We start from the raw sequence: 24,962 nt of genomic DNA, 5'->3' as shown, positions 1-24,962 counted from the left end.
CATCATTGGATGAAACGGCGCACCCGAGATTGCGCAGCAATGCCAGTCGCCATGAATTGAACATTGCACTGCACTGCCTCAGGATTTATGACACTCAAGCCCTTCCTTCTATCGTTTTGCCTGCTAGCCCTACCGAGCCTTGGCCTTGCCGCCGAGAAGACTGTGTACGGCCTGAACGAATACGCCCAACTGGCGGGCATCGACCTGGAAGTGGCGGCCAAACTCGATACCGGTGCCAAGACCGCCTCCCTGAGCGCCCGCGACATCAAGCGCTTCAAGCGCAACGGCGAATCCTGGGTGCGCTTTTACCTGGCCATCGACACCGCCCATTCCCATCCCATCGAACGCCCCCTGGCCCGCGTCAGCAAGATCAAGCGCCGCGCCGGTGACTACGACCCCGATGAGGACAAGAACTACACCGCCCGCCCGGTGATCGCGCTGGATATCTGCATGGGCACCGCTTTACGCAGCATCGAAGTGAACTTGACTGACCGTAGCGCATTCCAATATCCGCTGCTGATCGGCTCCGAAGCGCTCAAACGCTTTGATGCGCTGGTCGACCCCAGTCTTAAATACGCAGCAGGCAAACCTGCCTGCGCCACCGACGCTCATACCGCCGAGTAAACCGAATGCGCTCTCTGACCCTGCACCTGAAAATCCTCATCACCATCCTGGTGGTGCTGGGTATTTCGGTCACCGCCTATCAGATCTTCGTGCTGGGGATCCCCGTCACCGAGGACGCCACCGACGACTTGTGGAACATCGACGCCAAGGTCGAGTTCGTCGCCAACCCGAAAGACCCGGTGAAGATCCAGATGTTCGTGCCGCCCCTGAGCCGCGACTTCGTCAGCCTCAACGAGAGCTTCATCTCCAACAACTACGGCGTGAGCGTCAACCGCACCGACGGCAACCGCAAGGTCACCTGGTCGGCACGCCGCGCCAAGGGCAACCAGACCCTGTATTACCGCCTGGTGCTGACCAAGCGCTACAGCGGTGAAAAGATCAAGGTCAAGGGCCCGACCTTCCGCGACAGCATCGCCGTGGAAGGCCCCGAGAAGATCGCCGCCGAGGCCCTGCTGGCGCCGATTCGCCAGCACTCGGCCGACGTCGAGACCTTTATCAGCGAAGCCATCAAGCGCACCAACAACCTCAACGACGACAACGTGAAGCTGCTGCTGGCGGGCGACCCGTCCACGCCGCACAAGGCCAAGATCGTCGAATTGCTGCTGTCCATCGCCCACGTACCGGTGGAAAAAGTCCACACCATCCGCCTGGTCGCCGACCAGCCGCAAACCCCGGAACTGTGGTTGCGCAGCTTCAACGGCAACGATTGGCTGTACTTCAACCCGGAAACCGGCGAGCAAGGCCTGCCGGCCGACCGCCTGCTGTGGTGGACCGGCGATGAAAACCTGATCACGGTGGATGGCGGCAAAAAGGCCATGGTGACCTTCAGCCTGAACAACAGCGAGATGAACGCCATCCGCCTGGCCAAGCTGACGGATGAGAACACTGACGCCAACTTCCTCGAATACTCGCTGTACGGCCTGCCGCTGCAGACCCAGCAGACCTTCATGATCATGGTGATGATCCCGATTGGCGTGCTGGTGATCCTGATCCTGCGCAACCTGATCGGCCTGCAGACACTGGGTACGTTTACCCCGGTGCTGATCGCCCTGGCGTTCCGCGAGACGCAACTGGGCTTCGGGATAGTACTGTTCACGATCATCACGGCGCTGGGGCTGTCGCTGCGCTCGTACCTGGAACACTTGAAGCTGCAGATGCTGCCGAGGTTGTCGGTGGTGCTGACCTTCGTGGTGGTGCTGATCGCGGCCATCAGCCTGTTCAGCCACAAGCTGGGCCTGGAGCGCGGGCTGTCGGTGGCGCTGTTCCCGATGGTGATCCTGACCATGACCATCGAACGCCTGTCGATCACCTGGGAAGAACGCGGCGCCAACCACGCACTGAAAGTGGCGATTGGTACGCTGTTCGCGGCGTCGCTGGCGCACATCATCATGAGCGTGCCGGAGCTGATCTACTTCGTGTTCACTTTCCCGGCGATCCTGCTGATCCTGGTGGGCTTCATGCTGGCCATGGGGCGTTATCGCGGCTACCGCCTGACCGAGCTGGTGCGTTTCAAGGCCTTCTTGAAGGCTGACCAGTAATGTTCGGCTTCTGGAAGACCTGGAAGGCCCTGGAAGCGCGGGGGATCATGGGCATCAACCGGCGTAACGCCGACTACGTGCTCAAGTACAACAAGCGCAGCCTGTACCCGATCGTGGATGACAAGATCATCACCAAGGAACGGGCCCTGGCCGCCGGCATCCATGTGCCTGAGATGTACGGGGTGATCAGCACCGAGAAGGAAATCGACAAGCTCGACGACATCATTGGCGGGCGCAGCGACTTTGTGATCAAGCCGGCCCAGGGCGCTGGCGGTGACGGCATCCTGGTGGTGGCCGACCGCTTTGAAGGGCGCTATCGCACGGTGTCGGGCAAGATCATCAGCCACGAAGAGATCGAGCATCAGATCTCCAGCATCCTCACCGGCCTGTATTCCCTGGGCGGCCACCGTGACCGTGCCCTGATCGAATACCGCGTGGTGCCCGACCAGATCTTCAAGAGCATCAGCTATGAAGGCGTGCCGGACATCCGCATCATCGTGTTGATGGGCTACCCGGTGATGGCCATGCTGCGCTTGCCGACGCGCCAGTCGGGCGGCAAGGCCAACCTGCACCAGGGCGCGATTGGCGTGGGCGTAGACCTGGCCACCGGCCTGACCCTGCGCGGTACCTGGCTGAACAACATCATCACCAAACACCCCGACACCACCAATGCGGTGGATGGCGTGCAACTGCCCAACTGGGACGGTTTCATGAAACTCGCGGCCGGCTGCTATGAGCTGTGCGGGTTGGGGTACATCGGCGTGGACATGGTGCTGGACCAGGAAAAAGGCCCGCTGATCCTCGAGCTCAACGCTCGCCCGGGGCTGAATATCCAGATTGCCAACGATTGCGGCCTGACCTTGCGCACCCACGCGGTGGAAGCGCGATTGGAAGAATTGAAGGCTGCGGGCGTGACGGAAACCCCGGAAGACCGGGTGAAGTTTGTGCAGGAGATGTTTGGGCATATTCCAGCGGTAGAAGGCTGACGGCCTCATCGCAGGCAAGCCAGCTCCCACAGGTTGATCGCATTCCAATGGATTGGCCGCATTCCAATGGATTTATCGCATTCCATTGTAGGAGCCGGCTTGCCGGCGATAGCGTCCTGACAGGCAACCCTATACTCAGGATAAGGCCTCAATCTGCTTATCCCCGACATCCCCCCTAGGACCAGAACCGACAGGGGACTACAATCCCCTCCCCCGCGCCATTAGCTGATCCACCCCGCATGTCGACCTGTTCCGTACACCCGCTGCCCTACCGGGCCAACCCCGCCGAGTATTTCACGGCAATTCGTCACGCCCCTGGCGCGGTGCTGCTCGACAGCGGCCGCCCGGCCGCCGAACGCGGGCGTTATGACGTGCTCAGCGCCTGGCCGAACGCAACCTTGACGGTGGCGCCTGACGAAAGCGGCAGTGGCTTTTTGCAACGCTTGCGGGAAAACCTCAGGTTGTTGGGCGAAGCGGCCTTGCCTGCCGGTTATGAATTGCCGTTTGCCGGCGGCTTGATTGGCTACCTCAGCTACGACTTTGGCCGCCACCTGGAACACATGCCGAACCTGGCCGCCGATGACCTGCACCTGCCGGACGCACGCTTCGGGCTGTATGCCTGGGCCCTGATCAGTGATCACCAGGCCCAGACCAGCCAATTGGTGTTTCACCCCACCCTGGCCGACGGCGAACGGCAACGCCTGATTGCACTGTTCAGCACGCCGGCCGCTGAATTGAGCGCCAGCTTCCAGTTGCAGGGCCCCATGGCCCCGGACCTCAGCGCCGAGGCCTACCGCCAGGCCATCGTGCGTATCCAGGACTATATCCAGGCCGGCGACTGCTACCAGGTCAACTTTGCCCAGCGTTTTCGCGCGCCGTGTGCCGGTGACCCCTGGGCGGCCTATTGCGCCCTGCGTGAAGCCTGCCCCACCCCGTTTTCCGGGTTCCAGAGCCTGCCCGATGACGGCGCGGTGCTGAGCCTGTCCCCTGAGCGCTTCGTGCATATCAGCGAGCGTCGCGTCGAAACCCGCCCCATCAAAGGCACCCGCCCGCGCGGCCTGACGCCCGAAGAAGACGCCGCGAATGCCGCCGAACTGCTGGCCAGCCCCAAGGACCGCGCCGAAAACCTGATGATCGTCGACCTGCTACGCAACGACCTCGGCCGCACCTGCCGCACCGGCTCTGTCAGCGTGCCGGAACTGTTCAGCCTGGAAAGCTACCCCAACGTGCACCACTTGGTGAGCAGCGTCGTCGGCACGCTGGCCGACGACAAGGACGCCCTCGACCTGATCGCCGGCAGCTTCCCCGGCGGCTCCATCACCGGCGCGCCGAAGATCCGCGCCATGCAGATCATCGACGAACTGGAACCCACCCGACGCGGCCTGTACTGCGGCTCACTGGTGTACCTGGACGTGCGCGGCGAAATGGACAGCTCCATCGCCATCCGCAGCTTGCTGGTCAAGGATGGCCAGGTGTGCTGCTGGGGCGGCGGCGGGATCGTGGCGGACTCGGAGTGGGAGGCGGAGTATCAGGAGTCGCTGACGAAGGTGCGGGTGTTGTTACAAACACTGGAAAACCTATAGCCCGCCGGCCCCTCCGGGCTCTGCTGCATTTGACCAAGCAGCAAGAAAGATCCAGATTCAGAACGCGTGTGGACGATGGGAAAACTGGAAGATAGCGTCCAGATCCGACCGTCCACCCGCCGTTTGTGAGGGATCACATGAAGCGTCTGCTTACTCGTCAGAAATTGTTTCCGAGATTGCATACCAACCAGACCGCATCTATTATCTCCCAAATTGGGAGATTTAAGCGATGCGCATAATCGCTCTCTCCACCTTACGAATTTTCTGGGAAAGCCACTCAACTTATTCCGACGCCAAACCACCACTGATTGAGCTGTACCGCCACATGGAAAAAGCGACTTACCCGACGCCGCAAGTGCTCAAGGCAGAGCTTAGAACGGCAAGCATCCTTAAAAGTGGCAGGGTTGTCTTCAACGTGGGCGGCAACAAATATCGAGTGATCATGGCAATCGATTATCAGCGACAACTGGGGTTCATACGTGTCGTAGGCACTCATGCGCAGTACGATCAGATCAACGCGGAGACCGTGTGATGAACATCAAACCCATACATTCACAGGGCGATCTGACCGCTGCGCTCGCGCGCGTGGAGCAGCTATGGGGAGCAGCCATTGGCTCGCCCGAAGGTGATGAGCTGGAAATCCTCGCCATACTCATCGAGAAATACGAGGCCGAGCATTATCCAATGCCCCCTTCCGATCCGGTGGAGGCCATCAAGTTTCGGATGGAACAGATGGGCATGACCGCGCGCGATCTGGAGCCCTTTATCGGCACCAGCGGGCGGGTGTCAGAAGTGTTGAACCACAAGCGCAAGTTGAGCCTGGCGATGATCAAGCGGTTGCATGAAGGCCTGCGTATTCCTTATGAGAGTTTGCTGGCGGGGAGTTAGCAGGTAGGTTTGTAGTGACTGGGCTGGCCTCTTCGCGGGCAAGCCCGCTCCCACATTTTGATGTGTGAACCCTTTCAAGTGTGGGAGCTGGCTTGCCTGCGATGAGGCCACCAGCCCCACCAAAAAATTACAGGCTCAACTGCCGGTTCGAGGCCTTGATGAATTCTTTCTTCAAGTCCTCAAACGTGTGCACCGCCGGGAACTGCGGGAATTCGCGGATCACGTTCTCAGGCGCGTGGAACAGGATCCCGCGGTCGGCCTCGCCGAGCATGGTGGTGTCGTTGTAGGAGTCACCGGCCGCGATCACACGGTAGTAGAGGGTCTTGAACGCCAATACCGACTGACGTTTGGGATCTTTCTGGCGCAGTTGGTAGCTCACCACCCTGTCGTTTTCATCCGTGATCAAGCGATGGCACAGCAAGGTTGGGAAGCCCAGCTGGCGCATCAGCGGCTGGGAGAACTCGTAGAAGGTGTCGGACAGGATCACCACCTGGAAGCGCTCGCGCAGCCAGTTGACGAACTCGATGGCGCCGTCCAGCGGCTTGAGGGTGGCGATCACTTCCTGGATATCGGCGAGCTTCAGGCCGTGCTCGTCGAGGATGCGCAGGCGCTGCTTCATCAGCACGTCGTAGTCGGGAATGTCACGGGTGGTGGCCCGCAGGGATTCAATACCGGTTTTTTCGGCGAAGGCGATCCAGATTTCCGGAACCAGCACCCCTTCCAGGTCGAGACAGGCAATTTCCACAAGACACTCCCATTGGATGTTGTTAGTTGAGCGAGCAAAAGGACTGCCGAACTCTAGCGATTCAAGCTCGCCGCCGCAACGCAGGGCGGATTTTGATACCATCGCTCCCCTATAGAGCGCTCAGCGCCACTGACCTGTAGGAACCGTCCTGATGAACCAAGCCTTCGACGTCGCTGAACTCGCCGCGACCTATGCCAACAAATCTGCCCAGGACATTCTCAAACTGGCGTTCAGCCAGTTCGGCGATGACCTGTGGATTTCCTTCAGCGGTGCCGAGGACGTGGTGCTGGTCGACATGGCCTGGAAGCTGAACAAGAACGTCAAAGTGTTCAGCCTCGACACCGGCCGCCTGCACCCGGAAACCTACCGGTTCATCGAGCAGGTGCGCGACTTCTACAAGATCGACATCGAGTTGATCTCGCCGGACCAGAGCAAGCTGGAGCCCTTCGTCAAAGAGAAAGGCCTGTTCAGCTTCTACAAGGACGGCCATGGCGAATGCTGCGGCGTGCGCAAGATCGAGCCACTGCGCCGCAAGCTCTCGGGCGTCAGCGCCTGGGCCACCGGCCAGCGCCGCGACCAGAGCCCCGGTACCCGCAGCCAGGTCGCGGCGCTGGAAATCGACACGGCCTTCTCGACTCCGGAGCGCACCCTGTACAAGTTCAACCCGCTGGCGCAGATGACCAGCGAGGAGATCTGGGGTTACATCCGCATGCTGGAGCTGCCCTACAACAGCCTGCACGAGCGAGGGTTCATCAGCATCGGCTGCGAGCCGTGCACCCGCCCGGTACTGCCCAACCAGCACGAGCGCGAAGGCCGCTGGTGGTGGGAAGAAGACACGCAGAAAGAGTGTGGGTTGCATGCGGGGAATATCATCAGCAAGGCTTGAAGCTGATGCGGTAAACAATGTGGCGTCGGCTTTTGTGGGAGCGGGTTTGCTCGCGAATGCGGTGTATCAGTGAAGAATGTTTCAACTGATGCACCGCATTCGCGAGCAAGCCCGCTCCCGCATTTGTTTTGCAGTGGTTATTAGAGGTGTACACACAAATGTAACCATCGGTGCCATTTATGTGTGCAATTTTTATTCGACCGCACCATTACGTAACACCTCCCACCTTCTATTCTTTCTCATCTCGAATCGCCCTCTTCCCGTTGAAAAATAAATACCTGTTCAATCGGTCAATTTATATTTCTTCTAATTCAGCAAGTTATTAAAAACACCTACAAAAACGAAATTAGCCGATGTTTTCATAGATCGAAAACTGGCACGCATGTGGCTTAAGGTGAAATGCGCTTTGTATACAATAAATACAAAACATACATACACTTTGCCATCCGCGGCTTGTCTGCAGATGCGCTGGAGCTTGCCGGAATGCGTACAAGCCTATCGAACCTCGCACTGGATCTGCCCTCCTCCGCCCTGAACCCCGAGGCCATCAGCCCCGGCCCGCTGGTGCTCAGCCCGCGCCTGCACAACAAGGACCTGGCGCCCACCAAAGTGGAAGGCCGGCGTTGGGGGCGCTACAGCATTTTCGCGTTGTGGACCAATGACGTGCACAACATTGCCAACTACTCCTTCGCCATCGGCTTATATGCGCTAGGCCTGGGCGGCTGGCAAATTCTGTTGTCCTTGGGCATCGGCGCGGCATTGGTGTACTTCTTCATGAACTTGTCGGGGTATATGGGGCAAAAGACCGGCGTGCCGTTTCCGGTGATCAGCCGGATCAGTTTTGGTATTCACGGCGCGCAAATTCCGGCGTTGATTCGTGCGGTGATCGCGATTGCCTGGTTCGGTATCCAAACCTACCTGGCTTCGGTGGTTTTCCGCGTGCTGCTGTCGGCGATTCACCCCGGGTTTGCCGACTATGACCACAACTCGATCCTGGGCCTGTCGACCTTGGGTTGGGCGTGTTTCGTGACGATCTGGTTCGTGCAGCTGGCGATTCTGGCCTACGGCATGGAAATGGTGCGCCGTTATGAAGCTTTCGCCGGGCCGGTGATTCTGGTGACGGTGGCTTCACTGGCCGGTTGGATGTACTTCCAGGTGGGTGGGAACATTGCCTGGTCGGTTCGCGAACCGCTGAGCGGCGGCGAGATGTGGCGCAACATCTTCGCCGGTGGCGCGCTGTGGCTGACCATCTACGGCACGCTGATCCTAAATTTCTGCGATTTCGCCCGCTCCTCGCCGTGTCGCAAGACCATCCAGGTCGGCAACTTCTGGGGCCTGCCGGTGAATATCCTGGTGTTTGCCGCCATCACCGTGCTGCTGTGCGGTGGGCAATTCCAGCTCAATGGCCGGGTGATCGAAAGCCCGACCGAAATCATCGCGGCTATCCCCAATACCTTCTTCCTCGTGCTGGGCTGCCTGGCCTTTTTGATCGTCACCGTGGCGGTGAACATCATGGCCAACTTCGTCGCCCCCGCCTTTGTGCTGAGCAACCTGGCGCCCAAGTACCTGAACTTCCGCCGCGCTGGGTTGATCAGCGCGACCCTGGCAGTGCTGATCCTGCCGTGGAACCTCTACAACAGCCCGCTGGTGATCGTGTATTTCCTCTCCGGCCTGGGCGCACTGCTGGGGCCGTTGTACGGGGTGATCATGGTCGATTACTGGCTGATCCGTAAAAGCCGGGTAAACGTGCTGCAGCTGTATAGCGAAGACCCCCATGGCGCCTATTACTACAGCCGTGGGGTCAACCTGCGTGCGGTGGCGGCCTTCATTCCAGCGGCGGTGATCGCCATCCTGCTGGCGCTGTTGCCGGGCTTTGCCAGCGTCGCACCGTTCTCCTGGATGTTTGGCGCCGGTATTGCAGGGCTGTTGTACCTGCTGATCGCCAAGCGCCAGCCGTACTACGCCGATGTCAGCGGCGAGAGCATTGCAGTCGATAACGTCAGTCACTAATCAAGGATTTTCCATGCGTATCCTCGTGGTCAACGTCAACACCACCGAATCCATCACCGACACCATCGCCCAGCAAGCGCGGGCCGTGGCTGCGCCGGGAACCGAGATCGTCGGGCTTACCCCCTACTTCGGCGCGGAATCGGTGGAGGGCAATTTTGAAAGTTACCTGGCAGCCATCGCGGTGATGGACCGGGTGATGGCCTACGACCAGCCGTTTGATGCGGTGATCCAGGCCGGGTATGGCGAGCACGGCCGCGAAGGCTTGCAGGAGCTGCTGAACGTGCCGGTGGTGGACATCACGGAAGCCGCCGCCAGCACCGCGATGTTCCTGGGACACGCCTACTCGGTGGTCACCACCCTGGACCGTACCGTGCCGCTGATCGAAGACCGCCTGAAACTGGCCGGGCTTTACCAGCGCTGCGCCTCGGTACGGGCCAGCGGCATGGCGGTGCTGGAGCTGGAAGAAGACCCGCTGGCCGCCATGCAAGCCATCGTGCGCCAGGCGGAGCTGGCCATCAGCGAAGACAAGGCTGAGGTGATCTGCCTGGGTTGCGGCGGCATGGCCGGGCTGGATGAACAGATCCGCCAGCGCACCGGCGTGCCGGTGGTGGACGGGGTGACGGCGGCGGTGACCATTGCCGAATCGTTGGTGCGGCTGGGGTTGTCGACGTCGAAGGTCCGCACCTATGCGACACCGAGGCCGAAGAAAGTCATTGGCTGGCCGGGTCAGTTCGGGCGGTAGACCGAGTCGCCTGCATCGCGGGCAAGCCCGGCTCCCACAGGGAATCGCATTTCCCTGTGGGAGCTGGCTTGCCTGCGATGGCCGCACCGCGGTCTACGGCCATGCTCAAACCGCGCTGAATCGCTGGCCCAACCGCCGCTCGGCAAATTGCTCGATGATGAAGTCCACAAACGCCCGGGTCTTGCCGGGCAGCAGTTTATGTTCGGCGTAGTAAATGGAAATATTGCCATCGTCGACATACCAACCGGGCAGCACCCGCACCACCGCGCCGCTGTCGAGAAACGGCACCGCCATCGGCATGCTCACCAGCGCAATGCCTAAACCCTGGGCGCTGGCGCAGCAGGCGGCTTCGGAGTCGCTCATGGTCATGCCGGGCTTGAGCGCCAGCGGGCGCTGTTCGCGGTCGCGGCCGGTCAGTTGCCAGGTGCGGATGCGCCCGGTCTGCGGTGAACGGATCAGGATGCCCGCGCAGCGCGCCAGGTCTTCCGGCACCTTGACCGACGGGCGTTGCGCCAGGTAGCTCGGCGCCGCCACCAACACCCGATGCGCCGGGGTGAGCTTGCGCGCCACCACGCCCTGGGGCAACTCAAAGCCCCCGCCAATGGCGGCATCGAAGCCCTGGCCGATCAGGTCGACCTGGCGGTTATCGAAATGCCAGTCCGGGCTGATGTCCGGAAACCGCCTCATGAACTCCCCCAGCAGCGGCACCACGTAACGGTTGCCGAACACCGTGCCCATGCTGACCTTGAGCGTCCCCACCGGCCGGCCTTCGGCGCTGGCCAGGTTAGCCACGGCATTCTGGATGGTGGTGAGGCTGCCGCTGACTTCTTCGAGAAACAGTTTGCCAGCTTCGGTCAGGGTCAGGCGCCGTGTACTACGCTGGAACAGCCGCACACCCAGGCGCGCCTCAAGCTTGGCGACACTCTTGCCCACCGCTGCCGGGGTGAGGCTCAGGTGCCGGGCAGCTTCGGCGAAGCTGCCACCTTCGGCACTGCGCACAAAGCATTCGATACTGCCAAAGCTCTCCATAACGCCCCACTCTAAACTTTTGGTTTACACAGACTATAGCAATCGCGGTCTACCGGTGTACCGGGGTGAGGTTGATACTCGGCGCCATCAACAAGGCATTCCGCCTTGAACAGCTAGGAGATCGACATGACCACACACAACCTCAGCGGCAAAGTCGCCTTGATTCAAGGCGGTTCCCGCGGCATCGGCGCCGCCATCGTCAAACGTCTCGCCGCCCAAGGTGCAGCGGTTGCCTTTACCTACGTGAGCTCGGCTGCCAAGGCCGAAGAGTTGCAGAACAGCGTGATCAGCGAAGGCGGCAAAGCCCTGGCGATTCGTGCCGACAGCGCCGACGCCGAGGCGATCCGCAACGCGGTCAACAAAACCGTCGAAGCCTTTGGCCGCCTGGACATCCTGGTGAACAACGCGGGTGTGCTGGCCATCGCGCCACTGCAAGACTTCAAACTGGAAGACTTCGACCAGACCCTGGCAATCAACGTGCGCAGCGTGTTCATCGCCACCCAGGAAGCGGCCAAGCACATGGGGGATGGAGGCCGGGTGATCAACATCGGCAGCACCAACGCCGAGCGCATGCCCTTTGGCGGTGGTGGCCCGTACGCGATGAGCAAGGCGGCACTGGTGGGGTTGACCAAGGGCCTGGCGCGGGACCTGGGGCCACGGGGCATTACCATCAACAACGTGCAACCTGGGCCGGTGGACACGGACATGAACCCGGCTGACAGTGATTTTGCCGAGAGTCTGATTGGGTTGATGGCGGTGGGTCGGTATGGGCATGTTGAAGAAATTGCCAGCTTCGTTGCCTACCTGGCAGGCCCGGAGGCCGGCTACATCACCGGTGCCAGCCTGACCATTGATGGCGGCTTCAGCGCCTAAGACTTCAGGAACACTGCACAACACAATGTGGGAGCGGGCTTGCCCGCGAATACGGTGGGTCAGTTGACATTTTTATCGACTGACACCCCGTATTCGCGAGCAAGCCCGCTCCCACATTTTTTGACTGCGTTCAATCAATCCCGTGGTGGCAATCCGTAGGCCGCCAGGTCGAAGTCCGCAAGTTTGCGGATGATCTGGTCAGCGTGGTGGTACTTGCTGTCGGCCATGGCTTCGTCCGGCACGGCGATGGCGGTCATGTGGGCGGCCTTGGCGGCGGTGACGCCGAACGGCGAGTCTTCGAACACCAGGCAATCCTCGGGTGCAACGCCCAGACGGCGGGCGGCGGTAAGGAAGATGTCCGGCGCGGGTTTGGCCGCGCCGACTTCCGGGTCATCGGCGGTGACGATGGTGTCGAACAGGCCAAACCACTCGCGGTGCAAGGTGGTCTTGTGGCCGAACGAATGGCGCGACGAACTGGTGCCCACGGCAATCGGAATGTTGTGCGCTTTCAAATGCCGCACCAGCGCTTCTGCGCCGGGCATGCCCAGGGCCTTGGGGAAACGCTCGCTCATCAGCGGTTCGCGGATGGTCAGGAACTCAGCCGGGGTGATCGGCAGGTCCAAGGCCTTGACCACGTAGTCGGCCAGGTCCTGGGCGCCACGCCCGATGATGTGCTGCTTGATCCCCCAGTCATAGGTACGGCCGTAGCGTTCGGCGATGATCTGCGTGACTTCGGTGTAGATGCCTTCTGTATCCAGCAACAAACCGTCCATATCGAAAATCACGGCCTTGATCGGGCCGGCGGTACGCGGTGCGTTCATCACAACAGATCCTTGGGGGGAAGGACTAAAAGGATTCAGCACAATAACGGCCCGGCTCTCTTGCAAGCAACCGTTGTGACCATCGATGTGCTGTTTCCCAAGGCCTTACTCGGGGAAATCCGCCCCCTCAGTCACCTCAGCCCACGCGTCGAAGTCAGCGCTCAATGCCTCGACCTTGGTGCGTGCGAACCCCAGCGCGGCCTTGCCCAACAGCAAGCGCAAGGGGGGCTGCTCAGCCTCCACCGCCTGGACAATGGCAAGGGCCGCGCGCACCGGGTCACCCGGTTGTTTGCCGCTGTAGCTGCGCACCCGGCCGGCGCGTGCCGCCGCCGTCTCGCGGTAGTCGTCGATGGCATGCGGGGCCTCATTGGCCGAGCGCCCGGCCCAGTCGGTGCGGAATGGGCCCGGTTCCACCAGCAGCACCTTGATCCCCAGCGGGGCGACTTCTCCTGCCAATGCTTCAGACAATCCTTCCACCGCGAACTTGGTGGCATTGTAGAAACTCAGGGACGGGAACGCCGCAATCCCGCCCACCGAAGAGATGTTCACCACGGTGCCCGAGCGCCGAGCGCGCATGCCGGGCAACACCGCACGGGTCATGGCGCTGAGGCCCCAGAAGTTGATGTCGAACATGCGGCGTACTTCAGCCAGGTCACTTTCTTCCAGCGCGCCGAAGTAGCCAATACCGGCGTTGTTGACCAGCACATCGATGCGTCCGAAGTGCGCTTGTGCCGCTTGCACCGCCGCTTCGACCTGGGCCTGGTCGGTCACGTCCAGTGCCACTACCAACGCGTTGTGCTCGTGACCGGCGACGATGTCCTGCACCTGTTGCGGGTTGCGTGCGGTGACCACCGTCGGGTAGCCGAGGCTGAGGGTGTGCAGGGCCAATTGGCGCCCGAAACCGGTGGAACAACCGGTGATAAACCAGACAGATTTTGCGGTGGAATGGGTCATGAAGGGGCTTTCCTCGTGGGGTGTGAAAAAAGTATGCGCGTGGGTGTTATTGTGAAAAAGATGCATAATCCAAAAGCCCCTTTCGGAAAAACCACACAATGGACACGCCGGATTTCCAGCAATTGCGACTGTTCCTGCAGGTCGCGCGCGCCAAGAGTTTCACCCAGGCGGCCGATGCCGTGAGCCTGTCGGTTTCCACCGTGAGCCAGCGGGTCGGTGCCCTGGAAAAACAGCTGGGCGTGCGCTTGCTCAACCGCACCACCCGCAGCGTCAGCCTCACCGAAGCCGGTGCACAGCTGGTTGAACGCATCACCCCGCTGCTCGAAGAACTGCACACCAGCTTGCACAGCGTCGCCGCCGCCACCGTCGAGGCCAGCGGCACCTTGCGCCTGAACGTGCCCTCCACCGCCAGCCGCATGGTGTTGCAGCCGTTGCTGCAAGGGTTCTTGCGCAAACACCCGGGGATCAACCTGGAAGTGGCGGTGGATAACGCCTTGGTGGACATCGTCGCCCAGGGGTTTGATGCGGGTATCCGCTACGACCACGTGCTGGCCGAGGACATGGTGGTGATCCCCGTGGCCCGGCAGCTACGCTTTGTGATCGTCGCCACCCCGGGCTATTTGCAGGGCCGCAGCGTACCGACCCATCCCCATGATTTGCTGGAGCATGAATGCGTCAACTACCGCAGCGCCCAAACCGGCCTGCTGCACCGCTGGGACTTTGAAAAGAACGGCAAGCCGCTGCGGGTGACAGTGAAGGGCCGGCTGGCCACCAACGACATCGAGCTGATGATCCGCGGCGCACTGGATGGCTTCGGCTTTGCCTACGTGGCACGCTCCAGCGTCGAGCCCTACTTGCAATCCGGTGAGCTGGTGGAAGTCCTGGGTGACTGGATCACCCACAGCGCGCTGTACCTGTATTACTTCAATCGCAGCAACACGCCGAAAAAGCTGCGCGTGTTCATCGACTACCTGCAACAAGCACTCAACGCCTGATGCCCGGCCAACCTCAACAGCGAACCCCGACATGCTCTATCGATTAGCCGCCGACGGCCTGGTGCTGTTCCACCTGTGCTTCATCCTGTTCGTGTTGTTTGGCGGCCTGCTGGCCCTCAAATGGCGGCGCGTGATGTGGCTGCACCTACCGGCCGCTGCGTGGGGGGTGGCCGTGGAAGTGTTCCACCTGCCCTGCCCACTCACCCGCTGGGAAAACCTGTTTCGCCACCTGGCCGGCCAGGACGGTTATGGCGGCGGCTTTATCGAGCACTACATCCTGGCGATGATCTACCCGGCCGGTCTGACCCCGAACATTCAGCTGGTGCTCGGGGCCGTGGTGTTGCTGATCAACGTCGCGGTGTATGTGCGCCTGATCAGACGGCCCTAGGCAAGCAGCCCAGGCCGCTCAACGTGGCCTCGACCGCCTGCTCCAGCGGGGTGTGCGACTCTTTGCCGAGCACCTCGATCAGGCGCGTGTTGTCCATGTGCAGCGGGGTGCGCCACAGGTAACGCATCTCCTGCAGTTCGCGGAAAGTCACCACAAAGGGCGCTGCCAGCTTCAGCAGCCACCAGGGGAACTTGCCCACGCGAGGTTGCTGGCCTGTCCTGCGCAACACCACGCGCTGGATGGTCCGCGTCATCTGCGTGCCGTCGGTGTCGGTATGCCCGGCCATCTGAAAACGCGCGAAGGCTGCCAGGCTGGCACGGCGTGCCAGCAACTCGACTACCGTGCGCGCCACGTCCGGCAGGTACGCCCATTGATGGAGCAGGCCCGGGGCGCCCGGGTAGCTGATGGTGTGCACCGGCTTGCCGGGCTTGACCAGGCCCTGGGAAAACCAGCTGTTCGCGGCGCGACCACCAAAAAAGTCCCCGGCGCGCAGGATCAAGACGCGAGCGCCGTGACCGGTAGCCTCCTCCAGGCGTTGCTCCAATTGCACACGGATCGCGCCCTTGCGCGTTTGCGGGTGCTGGGGCGAGTCTTCGTGCAACACAGGAAACGCATCCGGCCCGTAGTTGTAGACCGTGCCGGGCAGCACGATAGTTGCGCCTTCGGCGATGGCGGCGGCGATGGTGTTGTCGATCATCGGCAGCACCAACTGCGCCCAGTTGCGATAACCCGGCGGGTTCACCGCGTGAACAATCACGTCGCACCCTCGGGCGGCCGCCAGTACCTCGTCACGGTTCAGCGCATCGCCCTGGTGCCAGGTGAATGTCGCATCCTGGCGGCGTGCCTTGTCCACGTCCCGGGCCAATGCACACACTTCCCAGCCTGCCGCGTTCAACTGTCGCGCCACTTCGCCGCCAATCCCGCCTGTTGCGCCCAATACCAGCACTTTATTCATTACCGCCTCCCACCTCTGTGTGTTGTTGGCGCCAGTGTGTGCGTGACCCTGTTATAGATAAATTGCCGAAGATCGCTCAGTCGCTATACATTTATGCATGGCACTGAATATTGGATGGGAGCTTTACCGGTCTTTCCTCGGCGTGCTCCAGGAAGGATCGTTGTCGGGGGCCGCACGGCTGCTCGGCATCACGCAGCCCACGGTAGGCCGGCACATTGCTGCGCTGGAGTCGGCGCTGGGCGTGGTGCTGTTCACCCGCTCGCCCACCGGCTTGTTGCCGACGGCGATGGCACACACCCTGCGCGGCCACGCCGAGACCATGGCCCGCACCGCCGCCGCCCTGGAACGGGCGGCCTCGGCCCAGGGCGACGACGTACGCGGCGTGGTGCGGGTGTCGGCCAGTGAAGTGGTCGGCGTTGAGGTATTGCCGCCGATCCTCAGCCAATTGCGTCAACAACACCCGCACCTCAAGGTCGAGTTGACCCTGACCAATCGCCTCAGCGACCTGTTGCAACTGGAAGCCGACATCGCCGTGCGCATGGTCCGACCGAGCCAGGAACAATTGCTGGCAAGGCGCGTGGGCCTGATCGAAGTGGGCCTGCATGCCCGCGATGACTACCTGGAACAACACGGCACGCCCCAGCAGATGCAGGACCTGGCCCATCACTCGGTGATTGGCTTCGACCAGGAGAACGCCTTTATCCGCAGCCTGGCGATCAAAGGCTTCGAACGCAGCGCCTTTGCCTTGAGCAGTGACAGCGACCTGGCGCAACTGGCGCTGATCCGCGCCGGTGCCGGTATCGGCGGCTGCCAGGTGCTGTTGGCCAAGCGCGACCCGCGCCTGCGCCGGGTGCTGACGCAGGGGTTCTCGATCAAGCTGGACACCTGGGTGACCATGCACGAAGACCTGCGCAACAGCCCGCGCTGCCGGGTGATGTTCGATGCGCTGGTGGAGGGTTTGCAGCGTTACGTACAGGATTGAGACAGCTTCACTGGTAAAGAATCAGTCTCCCTCAATCCGTTCGTAGACGCCCCCATGTCCGAAGCCTTCGAAGTCCCCAGCCCCCACGAAAAACACATCGAACACACCACCGAACATGCCCACGGCCGAGGGGACAATTTCGCCAGCCGCATTGCGGTGATGACCGCGCTGATGGCCACCCTCGGCGCCATGCTCAGCTACCAGGCCGGCTCCACCGAAAGCGAAGCGGCGATGGACAAGAACAACGCCGCGATCATCAAGACCGAAGCCGCCAACCAGTGGAATTACTACCAGGCCAAATCCAGCCGGCAGAACCTGGCAGAACTCGCCACCCACATCCCGGGCGTAGATGCAGCGCACTACAAGGATGAGATCGAGCGTTACAAGGGCCAGAAGGAAGACGTGCGTAAACAGGCTGAAAAATTGGAGGCCACGTCCAGGGAATGGGACCAGAAGTCCGAAGAGGCCCTGCACCAGCATCACCGCTGGGCCCAGGCGATGACCGCGATCCAGATCGCGATTTCGCTGGCGGCGATTACGTTGCTGACCAGACGAGAGTGGTTGAAGCGGATGTCCTACACCGCCGCCGGCGTGGCCGTCGTCCTGGGCAGCCTGGCCTGGCTGCACATCTAAACCAACCCACGTTCTCCTGCCCGTCCAACCTGTAGGAGCCGGCTTGCCGGCGATAGCGGCGGCACAGCAGACAGGGAGGTTGCCTGACCTACCCTAATCGTCGGCAAGCCGGCTCCTACAGGTGTGTTTCAGCGTTCAGGAGTTGGGCTCTTTCTTACATCGCTATATAGTAAAAGGAATAACGAAAAGCCCAGCCCAACGCGAGGAACCATCGGTGACTGCACACCCCAAAGAAGCCGTGGGCGCCGCCTACAGTATCGACTCCATGCGCTTCGCCCAGGCCATGACCTGGAAAGCCATCGACCACCTCGCCCAACGCATCCGCCCGGGCATGCTTGAGTCCGAAGCCCGCGAACTGGGCAAGCACGTGCTCGCCGAGCTCGACATGCAGCGCATCTGGCACCCGCTGCTGGTGCGCTTCGGCGCCAATACCCTCAAGGCTTTCAACCAGCGCTCCGAAAGCGACCCGGTGCTGGGCGACAACGATATCTTCTTCATCGACATGGGCGCCGTATGGCAAGGCCACGAAGGCGATGCCGGCGCCACTTTCACCACCGGCACCGACCCGGAAATGATCGCCTGCGCCAGCGCCGCCAAGACCCTGTTCGACCGCGTGCAATCGCGCTGGAAAAACCAGCAGGTGGTTGGCCTGGAACTCTACCGTTACGCCGAAGAGCAAGCCCAGGCCATGGGTTGGCAACTGAACCTGGACATCAAGGGCCATCGCGTCAGCGATTTTCCCCATGCGATCCACCGTGGCGGCGACCTCGGTGATTTCGAGCACTACCCCAATGCCGGCCTGTGGATCCTGGAAATCCAGATCGCCCACCCGAGCAAGCCTTACGGCGCTTTTTACGAAGACCTCCTCGCTTAAGGAATAGAAATGGAACACTCCACCGCCTACCCCGAACTGCTGTTTTCCTACGGTACCTTGCAAGACAAGGCCGTCCAGCTCGCCAACTTCGGGCGCGAACTGGCCGGGCAGCAGGACGCGATGCTGGGCTACTCACAAAGCTGGGTAGAAATCACCGACCCTGCCGTGTTGGCCACCAGCGGCAAGACCCATCACCCCATCGTGGCACCCACCAACGAGCAAGGCGCCAGTGTCGAAGGCACGGTGTTTCAGATCACTGCCGAGGAATTGTCGGCAGCGGATGCCTATGAAGTGTCGGACTACAAGCGCGTGGCCGTGCCCTTGGCGTCGGGGCTGACGGCCTGGGTGTACGTGAAGGCGTGAAGATGAAACTTTCGGGGCAATGATTCCAATCTGCCACTGTGGCGATTAAAGTGGCGCGCTTTCGAGAATTGGATCTCGATTTTTTGCCCATGGAGTTACCCGTGAAGTACATCCGTAAAGTCGCTGCAGCCGCCGTTCTCTCTTTTACCCTCGCTGGCTGCACCGGCACCGCCATCAAGTCCCCGCAGTACGACAGCAACCAATACACCGTTCTGGGCCACAGTGAAGCAAGCGCCACCGGCATCATGCTGTTCGGCATCATCCCGATCGGCCAGAACAGCCGTTTCGTGCGCGCTCAAGACGCCGCCATCAAGGCCAAGGGCGGCGACGCGCTGATCAACACCCAAGTGCAGGAAAACTGGTTCTGGGCCTGGGTACTCAGCGGTTACACCACCAAGATCTCCGGTGATGTGATCAAACTGAAAACCGCGCAATAAATAGGCCGTCGCCTGGGTTTTAACCCCGGCCAGCGACGTATCATGGGCTAAGACTTTCGAGGATGGCCCATGAACCTCAGCATCGTTTACGCCCTCGCAGCCGCCGCCCTGTTCGGCGCCAGCACCCCACTGGCCAAAAGCCTTGGCCTGGGCCTCTCTCCCATACTGTTGGCCGGCCTGCTCTATCTCGGCAGCGGCATCGGGCTCACCGGCATACGACTCCTACGGGATCGCGGCTGGAAACCCACCGGGCTGACGCCCTCCGAATGGCCCTGGCTACTCGGCGCCATCGCCTTCGGCGGCATCCTCGGGCCCGTCGCGCTGATGGTCGGCCTCACTCGCACCGCAGGCACCACCGCCTCGCTGATGCTCAACCTCGAATCGGTACTCACCGCCGTCATCGCCTGGCTGGTCTTCAAGGAAAACGCCGACCGCCGCATCGTGCTCGGCATGCTCGCCATCGTATTGGGGGGCGTGGTGCTGTCCTGGTCCGACGGCGGCGGCAACAGCCGTGACTGGACCGGCCCGTTTGCCGTGGCCCTGGCCTGCCTGTGCTGGGGCATCGATAACAACCTGACGCGCAAGGTCTCGGCGTCTGACGCGCTGTTTATTGCCGGCGCCAAAGGCTTGATCGCAGGGTTGGTGAACACCGGCCTGGCGCTCTACCTCGGCGCGCAAACACCCGCGACGGCGCAACTGCTGCCCCTTCTGCTGGTGGGTTTCCTGGGGTACGGCATCAGCCTGGTCATGTTCGTACTGGCCCTGCGCGGGCTCGGCAGCGCGCGCACCGGCGCCTACTTCTCCACCGCCCCTTTTCTCGGCGCTGCGGTTGCCTTATTTGTGCTGGGCGAGTCGGTTTCCGTGGCGTTCTGGATTGCATCGGCGCTGATGGCCGTGGGGGTGTGGCTGCACCTGACCGAGCGACATGCCCATGAACACCAACACGACGCCACGGAACATGGCCATCGGCATGTGCACGACGAACATCATCAGCACGAACACACGTTCGAGTGGGACCCGGCGCAGCCCCATAGCCATGTGCACGTGCACAGCCCGTTGCGGCACAGTCATGCACACTTTCCGGATGTGCATCATCGGCATCGGCATTGAGGCGCTTTTTCTCGATTCAACTTCGGCTTATTCACACGACCCTATAACAATGAAAATACTGTTCGCCGCTTCGCTGGGGCTTATGTCACTGGCCCAACTGTCACTGTCCTTTGCAGACAACCTGAATGGCAAGACGATCTACCTGCAGCGCTGCGCCATGTGCCACGGCGCCGATATCAAGGGCACAGGGCCACTGGCCAACAAGAGCAACCCGCCGACGCCAAACCTGACGACGCCTGCGTTCAAAAAGCGGCTGAATGACTACCCGGGGGTTATTGTTTCGTCGGTGATACTTCGTCCCAACGGGGACTTGATTCCGAGGACGTTGCGGGAGAATGGGGTGAAGGTGGCGCCGTTCGCGTGGACGGTTAGGGATTTTCGGGATTTGAATGAGTATATGGTGGGGGTGATTTCCAGGAGTCGGTGACTGCTGGAGAAGGGGAATGGCGTTGATATGGGGGGAGTTTTTCTGGACGCCAGAAACCACAAACCCCCGATCTTCTCTAGGAAAATCGGGGGTTTGTGTTTGTAGAATGTGGCGGTGAAGGAGAGATTCGAACTCTCGATACAATTTCTTGTATACACACTTTCCAGGCGTGCTCCTTAAGCCACTCGGACACTTCACCGTATCTCGTCAAACCAGTTCAGTCTGTCGAGGCGCGCTAATGTAGTCGAAAGCCTTTCTGATGGCAAAGGTTTTTTTCAGAATTTTCATGCGGTTAGCAGGTTATGCCAGCGTACGCCCGGCAAGGGGCGGTGATTCTGCCATTCTCAGGCTTGTGCGGCACGCGTCTGGGGCGGCTGTTGGGCCCTGCCCTAGGCTGTCTGGCAGTAGGCAGGCGGGAAAAGTCTGACTGGGTAGTCAGTCACGGCGCTTTACCCGGGCAGGCGTGGTGGGTAACGTCTGCGCCTATGTCTCTATAACAAGTCCTACAAGGAACCGCGTCATGAGTGAGTTGATTGCTTACCACCTCGAAGACGGTATCGCGACCCTGACCTTGAGCAACGGCAAGGTGAATGCCATCTCTCCGGCGGTGGTCAGTGCGTTTAATGAAGCGCTGGACCAGGCGGAGAAAGACCGCGCGGTGGTGGTGATCACCGGCACGCCGGGCATTCTGTCCGGTGGGTATGATTTGAAAGTGATGACCGCCGGCCCTAAAGAGGCCATCGGCCTGGTGACCTCCGGCTCGACGCTGGCACGTCGCTTGTTGTCGCACCCGTTCCCGGTGATCGTGGCGTGCCCTGGGCATGCGGTGGCAAAGGGTGCGTTCCTGCTGTTGTCGGCGGATTATCGGATCGGTGTGGAAGGCCCGTTCAGCATTGGTCTGAATGAAGTGGCGATCGGCATGACCATGCACTACGCCGGGATCGAGCTGGCGCGGGATCGCCTGAGCAAGGCGGCGTTCCAGCGCTCGGTGATCAATGCCGAGATGTTTGACCCGCAAGGCGCCGTGGGCGCCGGCTTCCTCGACAAGGTGGTCGCACCCGAGGAGCTGCACGCCGCCGCCCTGGAAGCGGCGCGCCAGTTGAAGAAGATCAACATGAACGCCCACAAGCACACCAAGCTGAAGGTGCGCAAAGCGCTGTTGGACGCACTGGATGACGCGATCATTCAGGACCAGGGCCACATCCTGAGCTAAGCCCCTACTGCTATCACAGCAAAAGCCCGACCCTGCGTCGGGCTTTTTCTTACAAATAAACCTGATCCTTCCTTAGCCGCTCTAGCCGGGCCATATCGGCATATGTTGAAACATGTGCTCAAACATCGCCTATCTCCTACGTCTGTAGGGGCAATTGCCGAATACAGTGCACATCCGTACACTGCGCCACCTTTTGTCCCGATGGGCCGTGTCGATGCTTTTTCTGTTACGTATGTTGTTGATGGGCCTGCACTTTATGCTGGCCGGCGTGTTGGGCGTGCTGCTGGGCGTGTGCCGGCCGTTCAACCCGGATAACAGCCGCCTGTGTGCACGCCTGTACGCGTTGCCGGCCATGTGGATCCTGGGGCTGAACGTGAAGGCCGATGTGGATTCGCTGCGCAACAAGCCGGGCACGTGTGTCGTCATCGCCAACCATCAGTCCAACTACGACCTGTTTGTGTTCGGCACCGTGGTGCCTCACCGCACGGTGTGCATTGCCAAGAAAAGCCTTAAGTGGGTGCCGCTGTTCGGCCAATTGTTCTGGCTGGCGGGCAATGTGTTGATCGACCGCGGCAACGCGCACAAGGCGCGCCGCGCGATGCTCACCACCACTCACACCTTGCAGCATGAAGACACCTCGATCTGGGTGTTTGCCGAAGGCACGCGCAACCTGGGCAAGGGCCTGCTGCCGTTCAAGAAAGGTGCGTTTCATATGGCGATTGCGGCCGGTGTGCCCATCGTGCAGGTGTGCGTCAGCAACTATGTGAACCATATGCGGCTCAATCGCTGGAACAGTGGTGATGTGCTCATACGTTCTTTGCCGCCGATTCCTACTACCGGGATGACGTCGGATGACATTCCCGCTCTGCTGCAGGCGTGTCAGGCGCAGATGGCGGAATGCATTGCGCAGATGGATGCGAGTGTTGCGCGGGGGAGTTGTGAAGCGCGGGTTGCTTGAGATTGGAGGGCGGTCAGTGGGCCGGCGCGAGCAAGCTCGCTCACTACGGAAACCGGCAACACGAGCCGTAACAATTGAACTCGCTTCGGGCTAAGCTGCCAGACACCTGTCCTCCTAATAAGAAGCGATCTGCACCATGGGTAGAGTTGTTGCGGCCGCCGTCTACAGCGCCGGTAAGAAAGTCACTGATATCACCCTGGACGAAGGCGCGGCCTGGGCCGCCAAACCCGACCACTTTGTGTGGATCGGCCTGGAAGAACCCAACGCCCAGGAGCTGGCCAACCTGCAACGCCAGTTCAACCTGCATGAACTGGCCATCGAAGACGCCCTGGAAAAACACAGCCGGCCGAAGCTGGAAACCTTCGGCGATGCGCTGTTCATCGTCACTTACTCACCGGTGCGCGAGAACGGCAAGCTGGTGTTTATCGAAACCCATATCTTTGCCGGCAACGGCTACATCATCACCGCGCGTAACGGCCATTCGGCGTCCTACGGCTATGTGCGCCAGCGGTGTGAGGCGCGGCCGCTGCTGCTGGAACATGGGGAAGATTTCGTGCTGTATGCCCTGCTGGATTTCGTCACCGAAAACTACCAGCCGGTGAGCGAGGCGATCCACGCCGAGATCGACGAGCTGGAGCGCAACGTGCTGTGCAATTCGCTCAACGAAAACGATATCCAGAACCTCCACGGTCTGCGCCGCGACGTGTTGCGGCTCAAGCGTTATGTGGCGCCGATGGTGGAGATCAGCCAGGAGCTGCAGAAGCTGAGCTTCCCGTTCATCGACAAGAACATGCGCCCGTACTTCCGTGACGTGCAGATCCACGTGACACGCCAGATGGAAGACCTCACCACCCTGCGTGACATCGCCAGCCAGACCATCGAGATCGGTGTGCTGCTGGAGGCTTCGCGCCAGAGCGTGGTGCAGCGCAAGTTCGCCGCGTGGGCGGCGATCCTGGCGTTCCCCACGGCAGTGGCGGGGATTTATGGGATGAATTTCCAGAACATGCCCGAGCTGCAATGGCACTACGGCTATTTTGCGGTGCTCGGGTTTATTGCGGTGGGCTGCACGGGCTTGTGGGCCAGTTTCAAGCGGTCGGGGTGGTTGTAAAACGTTGCCGACGCACGACCGCCATCGCGTTTAAGCCGTGGCTTCGGGTTTGTGGGCCACGAAGCGCATCATCCACTCCGCCACGGTTGCGCCGTGGTGGTCACGTTCCAGGCTGGCGACGCCGTGGGTGTAGACCTTCTCACCCAAGGTTGTCTGAAGAATTTCCAGCAGTTCGCGGGAATAGTCGTGGATGAATTCCGGGTGGCCCTGGAAGCACAGCACCTGGTCTTCGATGTGGTAGGCGGCGTACGGGCAGAAATCGCTGGAAGCGATCACCGTGGCGTTGTCTGGCAGCGTAGTGACCTGGTCCTGGTGGCTGATCAGCAGGGTCAGTTCTTCTACCACCGGGCTCATCCACGGGGCCTTGGCGTTCAGTTTGTAATCATGGATGCCCATGCCCCAGCCTTTGCTGGCGCGCTCGGTCTTGCCGCCCAGCAGCAGTGCCAACAGTTGATGGCCGAAGCAGATACCCAGCAGCTTGTCGCCACGCGCATAGCGTTCGAGCAGGTAGGTCTTGAGAGTCTGGATCCACGGGTCGGTACCGAAAGAGTCGGCCTTGCTGCCGGTCACCAGGTAGGCATCGAACACTTCATCGTCCGACGGGTATTCGCCCTGCACCACGTTGTAGACGACAAAGTCAGCGGCAATCGGTTGCTTGGTAAACAGGCGCTTGAACATCTGCCCGTACCCTTGGTACTGATCGATCAAACCTGGACGCAGGATATCGGTTTCCAGGATACAGACGCGTAGCGACATAAAAAATACCTGACACGGTGATGGGAATAATGCACACCCCAGAGCCTGCCTTGAAACACCCCTTCAAGGCAAGTCCCACCGGAC

General features: G+C 61.0%; 28 protein-coding genes and 1 tRNA gene. 22 read left to right on the top strand and 7 right to left on the bottom strand.

What is annotated here, in order from left to right; translation table 11 throughout:
* Positions 1 to 87 precede the first annotated feature (87 nt).
* From HX803_RS26190 to HX803_RS26165, 6 genes are all read left to right on the top strand, one after another.
* Positions 88 to 624, top strand: a complete 537-nt coding sequence (locus tag HX803_RS26190) for an ATP-dependent zinc protease (protein WP_178924696.1) — start codon at positions 88 to 90, stop codon at positions 622 to 624.
* Positions 625 to 629: 5 nt separating this feature from the next.
* On the top strand, positions 630 to 2,162 hold the full coding sequence (locus HX803_RS26185) for an inactive transglutaminase family protein (protein ID WP_178924694.1): 1,533 nt from the start codon (positions 630 to 632) through the stop codon (positions 2,160 to 2,162).
* Complete coding sequence (locus tag HX803_RS26180; RefSeq protein WP_178924692.1) at positions 2,162 to 3,148, top strand: alpha-L-glutamate ligase-like protein; 987 nt, start codon at positions 2,162 to 2,164, stop codon at positions 3,146 to 3,148. The genes HX803_RS26185 and HX803_RS26180 overlap by 1 nt, the downstream gene beginning before the upstream one ends.
* Before the next feature lie 239 nt (positions 3,149 to 3,387).
* The gene (gene pabB / locus HX803_RS26175; RefSeq protein WP_178924690.1) at positions 3,388 to 4,731 is read left to right on the top strand and encodes an aminodeoxychorismate synthase component I; all 1,344 of its coding nucleotides are present in this window, start codon (positions 3,388 to 3,390) and stop codon (positions 4,729 to 4,731) included.
* A 229-nt stretch (positions 4,732 to 4,960) separates the two neighbouring features.
* Positions 4,961 to 5,263 carry a type II toxin-antitoxin system HigB family toxin gene (locus HX803_RS26170; protein ID WP_178924688.1) on the top strand — a complete coding sequence of 101 codons (303 nt, stop codon included), beginning with the start codon at positions 4,961 to 4,963 and terminating at the stop codon, positions 5,261 to 5,263.
* Positions 5,263 to 5,619 (top strand): type II toxin-antitoxin system HigA family antitoxin, encoded by a 357-nt coding sequence (locus HX803_RS26165; RefSeq protein ID WP_178924686.1) that lies wholly within the window; start codon positions 5,263 to 5,265, stop codon positions 5,617 to 5,619. The genes HX803_RS26170 and HX803_RS26165 overlap by 1 nt, the downstream gene beginning before the upstream one ends.
* Before the next feature lie 127 nt (positions 5,620 to 5,746).
* Here the strand turns inward: HX803_RS26165 and thrH are convergent, their stop codons facing one another.
* Entirely contained in the window at positions 5,747 to 6,364 is a 618-nt protein-coding gene (gene thrH, locus HX803_RS26160) for a bifunctional phosphoserine phosphatase/homoserine phosphotransferase ThrH (protein ID WP_065929901.1), read from the bottom strand.
* A 151-nt stretch (positions 6,365 to 6,515) separates the two neighbouring features.
* On the opposite strand from thrH, the gene HX803_RS26155 reads away from it, so the two are divergent.
* The 3 genes from HX803_RS26155 (at position 6,516) to HX803_RS26145 (ending at position 10,002) form a co-directional block, all read left to right on the top strand.
* Entirely contained in the window at positions 6,516 to 7,250 is a 735-nt protein-coding gene (locus tag HX803_RS26155; RefSeq protein WP_178924684.1) for a phosphoadenylyl-sulfate reductase, read from the top strand.
* Positions 7,251 to 7,733: 483 nt separating this feature from the next.
* A complete protein-coding gene (locus HX803_RS26150; protein ID WP_178924682.1) occupies positions 7,734 to 9,260 on the top strand; it encodes an NCS1 family nucleobase:cation symporter-1 in 1,527 nt (508 codons plus the stop codon).
* A 13-nt stretch (positions 9,261 to 9,273) separates the two neighbouring features.
* Positions 9,274 to 10,002: an aspartate/glutamate racemase family protein gene (locus HX803_RS26145; RefSeq protein WP_178924680.1), complete on the top strand. Its 729-nt coding sequence runs from the start codon at positions 9,274 to 9,276 to the stop codon at positions 10,000 to 10,002.
* Positions 10,003 to 10,107: 105 nt separating this feature from the next.
* Here HX803_RS26145 and HX803_RS26140 read toward each other — a convergent pair whose 3' ends face one another.
* Positions 10,108 to 11,031: a LysR family transcriptional regulator gene (locus tag HX803_RS26140; protein ID WP_178924678.1), complete on the bottom strand. Its 924-nt coding sequence runs from the start codon at positions 11,029 to 11,031 to the stop codon at positions 10,108 to 10,110.
* A gap of 126 nt (positions 11,032 to 11,157) precedes the next feature.
* Here HX803_RS26140 and HX803_RS26135 point away from each other — a divergent pair, with 126 nt between their 5' ends.
* Complete coding sequence (locus tag HX803_RS26135; RefSeq protein WP_178924675.1) at positions 11,158 to 11,904, top strand: 3-oxoacyl-ACP reductase family protein; 747 nt, start codon at positions 11,158 to 11,160, stop codon at positions 11,902 to 11,904.
* Between the two features lie 134 nt (positions 11,905 to 12,038).
* On the opposite strand, the gene HX803_RS26130 is transcribed toward HX803_RS26135, so the two are convergent.
* Together HX803_RS26130 and HX803_RS26125 are read right to left on the bottom strand one after the other, a co-directional pair.
* Positions 12,039 to 12,725, bottom strand: coding sequence for an HAD-IA family hydrolase (locus tag HX803_RS26130; RefSeq protein WP_178924674.1), 687 nt, complete (start codon positions 12,723 to 12,725; stop codon positions 12,039 to 12,041).
* Between the two features lie 105 nt (positions 12,726 to 12,830).
* The gene (locus HX803_RS26125; protein WP_178924672.1) at positions 12,831 to 13,679 is read right to left on the bottom strand and encodes an oxidoreductase; all 849 of its coding nucleotides are present in this window, start codon (positions 13,677 to 13,679) and stop codon (positions 12,831 to 12,833) included.
* Positions 13,680 to 13,777: 98 nt separating this feature from the next.
* Here HX803_RS26125 and HX803_RS26120 point away from each other — a divergent pair, with 98 nt between their 5' ends.
* Complete coding sequence (locus HX803_RS26120; protein WP_178924669.1) at positions 13,778 to 14,674, top strand: LysR family transcriptional regulator; 897 nt, start codon at positions 13,778 to 13,780, stop codon at positions 14,672 to 14,674.
* Between the two features lie 31 nt (positions 14,675 to 14,705).
* Positions 14,706 to 15,062, top strand: a complete 357-nt coding sequence (locus HX803_RS26115) for a DUF2784 domain-containing protein (RefSeq protein ID WP_178924668.1) — start codon at positions 14,706 to 14,708, stop codon at positions 15,060 to 15,062.
* Here HX803_RS26115 and HX803_RS26110 read toward each other — a convergent pair.
* Positions 15,049 to 16,017, bottom strand: a complete 969-nt coding sequence (locus HX803_RS26110) for an NAD-dependent epimerase/dehydratase family protein (RefSeq protein WP_178924665.1) — start codon at positions 16,015 to 16,017, stop codon at positions 15,049 to 15,051. The two genes, HX803_RS26115 and HX803_RS26110, sit on opposite strands and share 14 nt — an antisense overlap.
* Positions 16,018 to 16,114: 97 nt before the next feature.
* Between HX803_RS26110 and HX803_RS26105 the strand changes: the two genes are divergently transcribed.
* The 7 genes from HX803_RS26105 (at position 16,115) to HX803_RS26075 (ending at position 20,843) form a co-directional block, all read left to right on the top strand.
* Entirely contained in the window at positions 16,115 to 16,999 is an 885-nt protein-coding gene (locus HX803_RS26105; RefSeq protein ID WP_178924663.1) for a LysR family transcriptional regulator, read from the top strand.
* Positions 17,000 to 17,053: 54 nt separating this feature from the next.
* Positions 17,054 to 17,632 (top strand): DUF4337 domain-containing protein, encoded by a 579-nt coding sequence (locus tag HX803_RS26100; RefSeq protein WP_178924661.1) that lies wholly within the window; start codon positions 17,054 to 17,056, stop codon positions 17,630 to 17,632.
* 214 nt (positions 17,633 to 17,846) lie between these two features.
* The gene (locus HX803_RS26095) at positions 17,847 to 18,506 is read left to right on the top strand and encodes a M24 family metallopeptidase (protein ID WP_178924659.1); all 660 of its coding nucleotides are present in this window, start codon (positions 17,847 to 17,849) and stop codon (positions 18,504 to 18,506) included.
* A 9-nt stretch (positions 18,507 to 18,515) separates the two neighbouring features.
* On the top strand, positions 18,516 to 18,869 hold the full coding sequence (locus tag HX803_RS26090; RefSeq protein WP_178924657.1) for a gamma-glutamylcyclotransferase family protein: 354 nt from the start codon (positions 18,516 to 18,518) through the stop codon (positions 18,867 to 18,869).
* A gap of 101 nt (positions 18,870 to 18,970) precedes the next feature.
* Entirely contained in the window at positions 18,971 to 19,306 is a 336-nt protein-coding gene (locus HX803_RS26085) for a hypothetical protein (RefSeq protein ID WP_178924655.1), read from the top strand.
* A gap of 69 nt (positions 19,307 to 19,375) precedes the next feature.
* Positions 19,376 to 20,416, top strand: coding sequence for an EamA family transporter (locus tag HX803_RS26080; protein ID WP_178924653.1), 1,041 nt, complete (start codon positions 19,376 to 19,378; stop codon positions 20,414 to 20,416).
* A gap of 49 nt (positions 20,417 to 20,465) precedes the next feature.
* Positions 20,466 to 20,843, top strand: coding sequence for a cytochrome c (locus HX803_RS26075; protein ID WP_178924723.1), 378 nt, complete (start codon positions 20,466 to 20,468; stop codon positions 20,841 to 20,843).
* A 109-nt stretch (positions 20,844 to 20,952) separates the two neighbouring features.
* On the opposite strand, the gene HX803_RS26070 is transcribed toward HX803_RS26075, so the two are convergent.
* Positions 20,953 to 21,042, bottom strand: a tRNA-Ser gene (locus HX803_RS26070).
* Positions 21,043 to 21,363: 321 nt separating this feature from the next.
* Here HX803_RS26070 and HX803_RS26065 point away from each other — a divergent pair.
* From HX803_RS26065 to HX803_RS26055, 3 genes are all read left to right on the top strand, one after another.
* Positions 21,364 to 22,056 carry a crotonase/enoyl-CoA hydratase family protein gene (locus HX803_RS26065; protein ID WP_178924651.1) on the top strand — a complete coding sequence of 231 codons (693 nt, stop codon included), beginning with the start codon at positions 21,364 to 21,366 and terminating at the stop codon, positions 22,054 to 22,056.
* Between the two features lie 214 nt (positions 22,057 to 22,270).
* On the top strand, positions 22,271 to 23,014 hold the full coding sequence (locus HX803_RS26060) for a 1-acyl-sn-glycerol-3-phosphate acyltransferase (RefSeq protein ID WP_178924649.1): 744 nt from the start codon (positions 22,271 to 22,273) through the stop codon (positions 23,012 to 23,014).
* Between the two features lie 136 nt (positions 23,015 to 23,150).
* A complete protein-coding gene (locus HX803_RS26055) occupies positions 23,151 to 24,122 on the top strand; it encodes a magnesium and cobalt transport protein CorA (protein ID WP_176997882.1) in 972 nt (323 codons plus the stop codon).
* A 30-nt stretch (positions 24,123 to 24,152) separates the two neighbouring features.
* Here HX803_RS26055 and HX803_RS26050 read toward each other — a convergent pair whose 3' ends face one another.
* Positions 24,153 to 24,878 carry an amidotransferase gene (locus tag HX803_RS26050; protein WP_178924647.1) on the bottom strand — a complete coding sequence of 242 codons (726 nt, stop codon included), beginning with the start codon at positions 24,876 to 24,878 and terminating at the stop codon, positions 24,153 to 24,155.
* Positions 24,879 to 24,962: the final 84 nt, after the last annotated feature.

This window comes from Pseudomonas sp. P7548, from assembly GCF_013386585.1.
Taxonomy (GTDB): Bacteria; Pseudomonadota; Gammaproteobacteria; order Pseudomonadales; family Pseudomonadaceae; genus Aquipseudomonas.
Note: the sequence above shows the minus strand (reverse complement) of the source record. Positions and strands in the feature narration are given on the sequence as shown.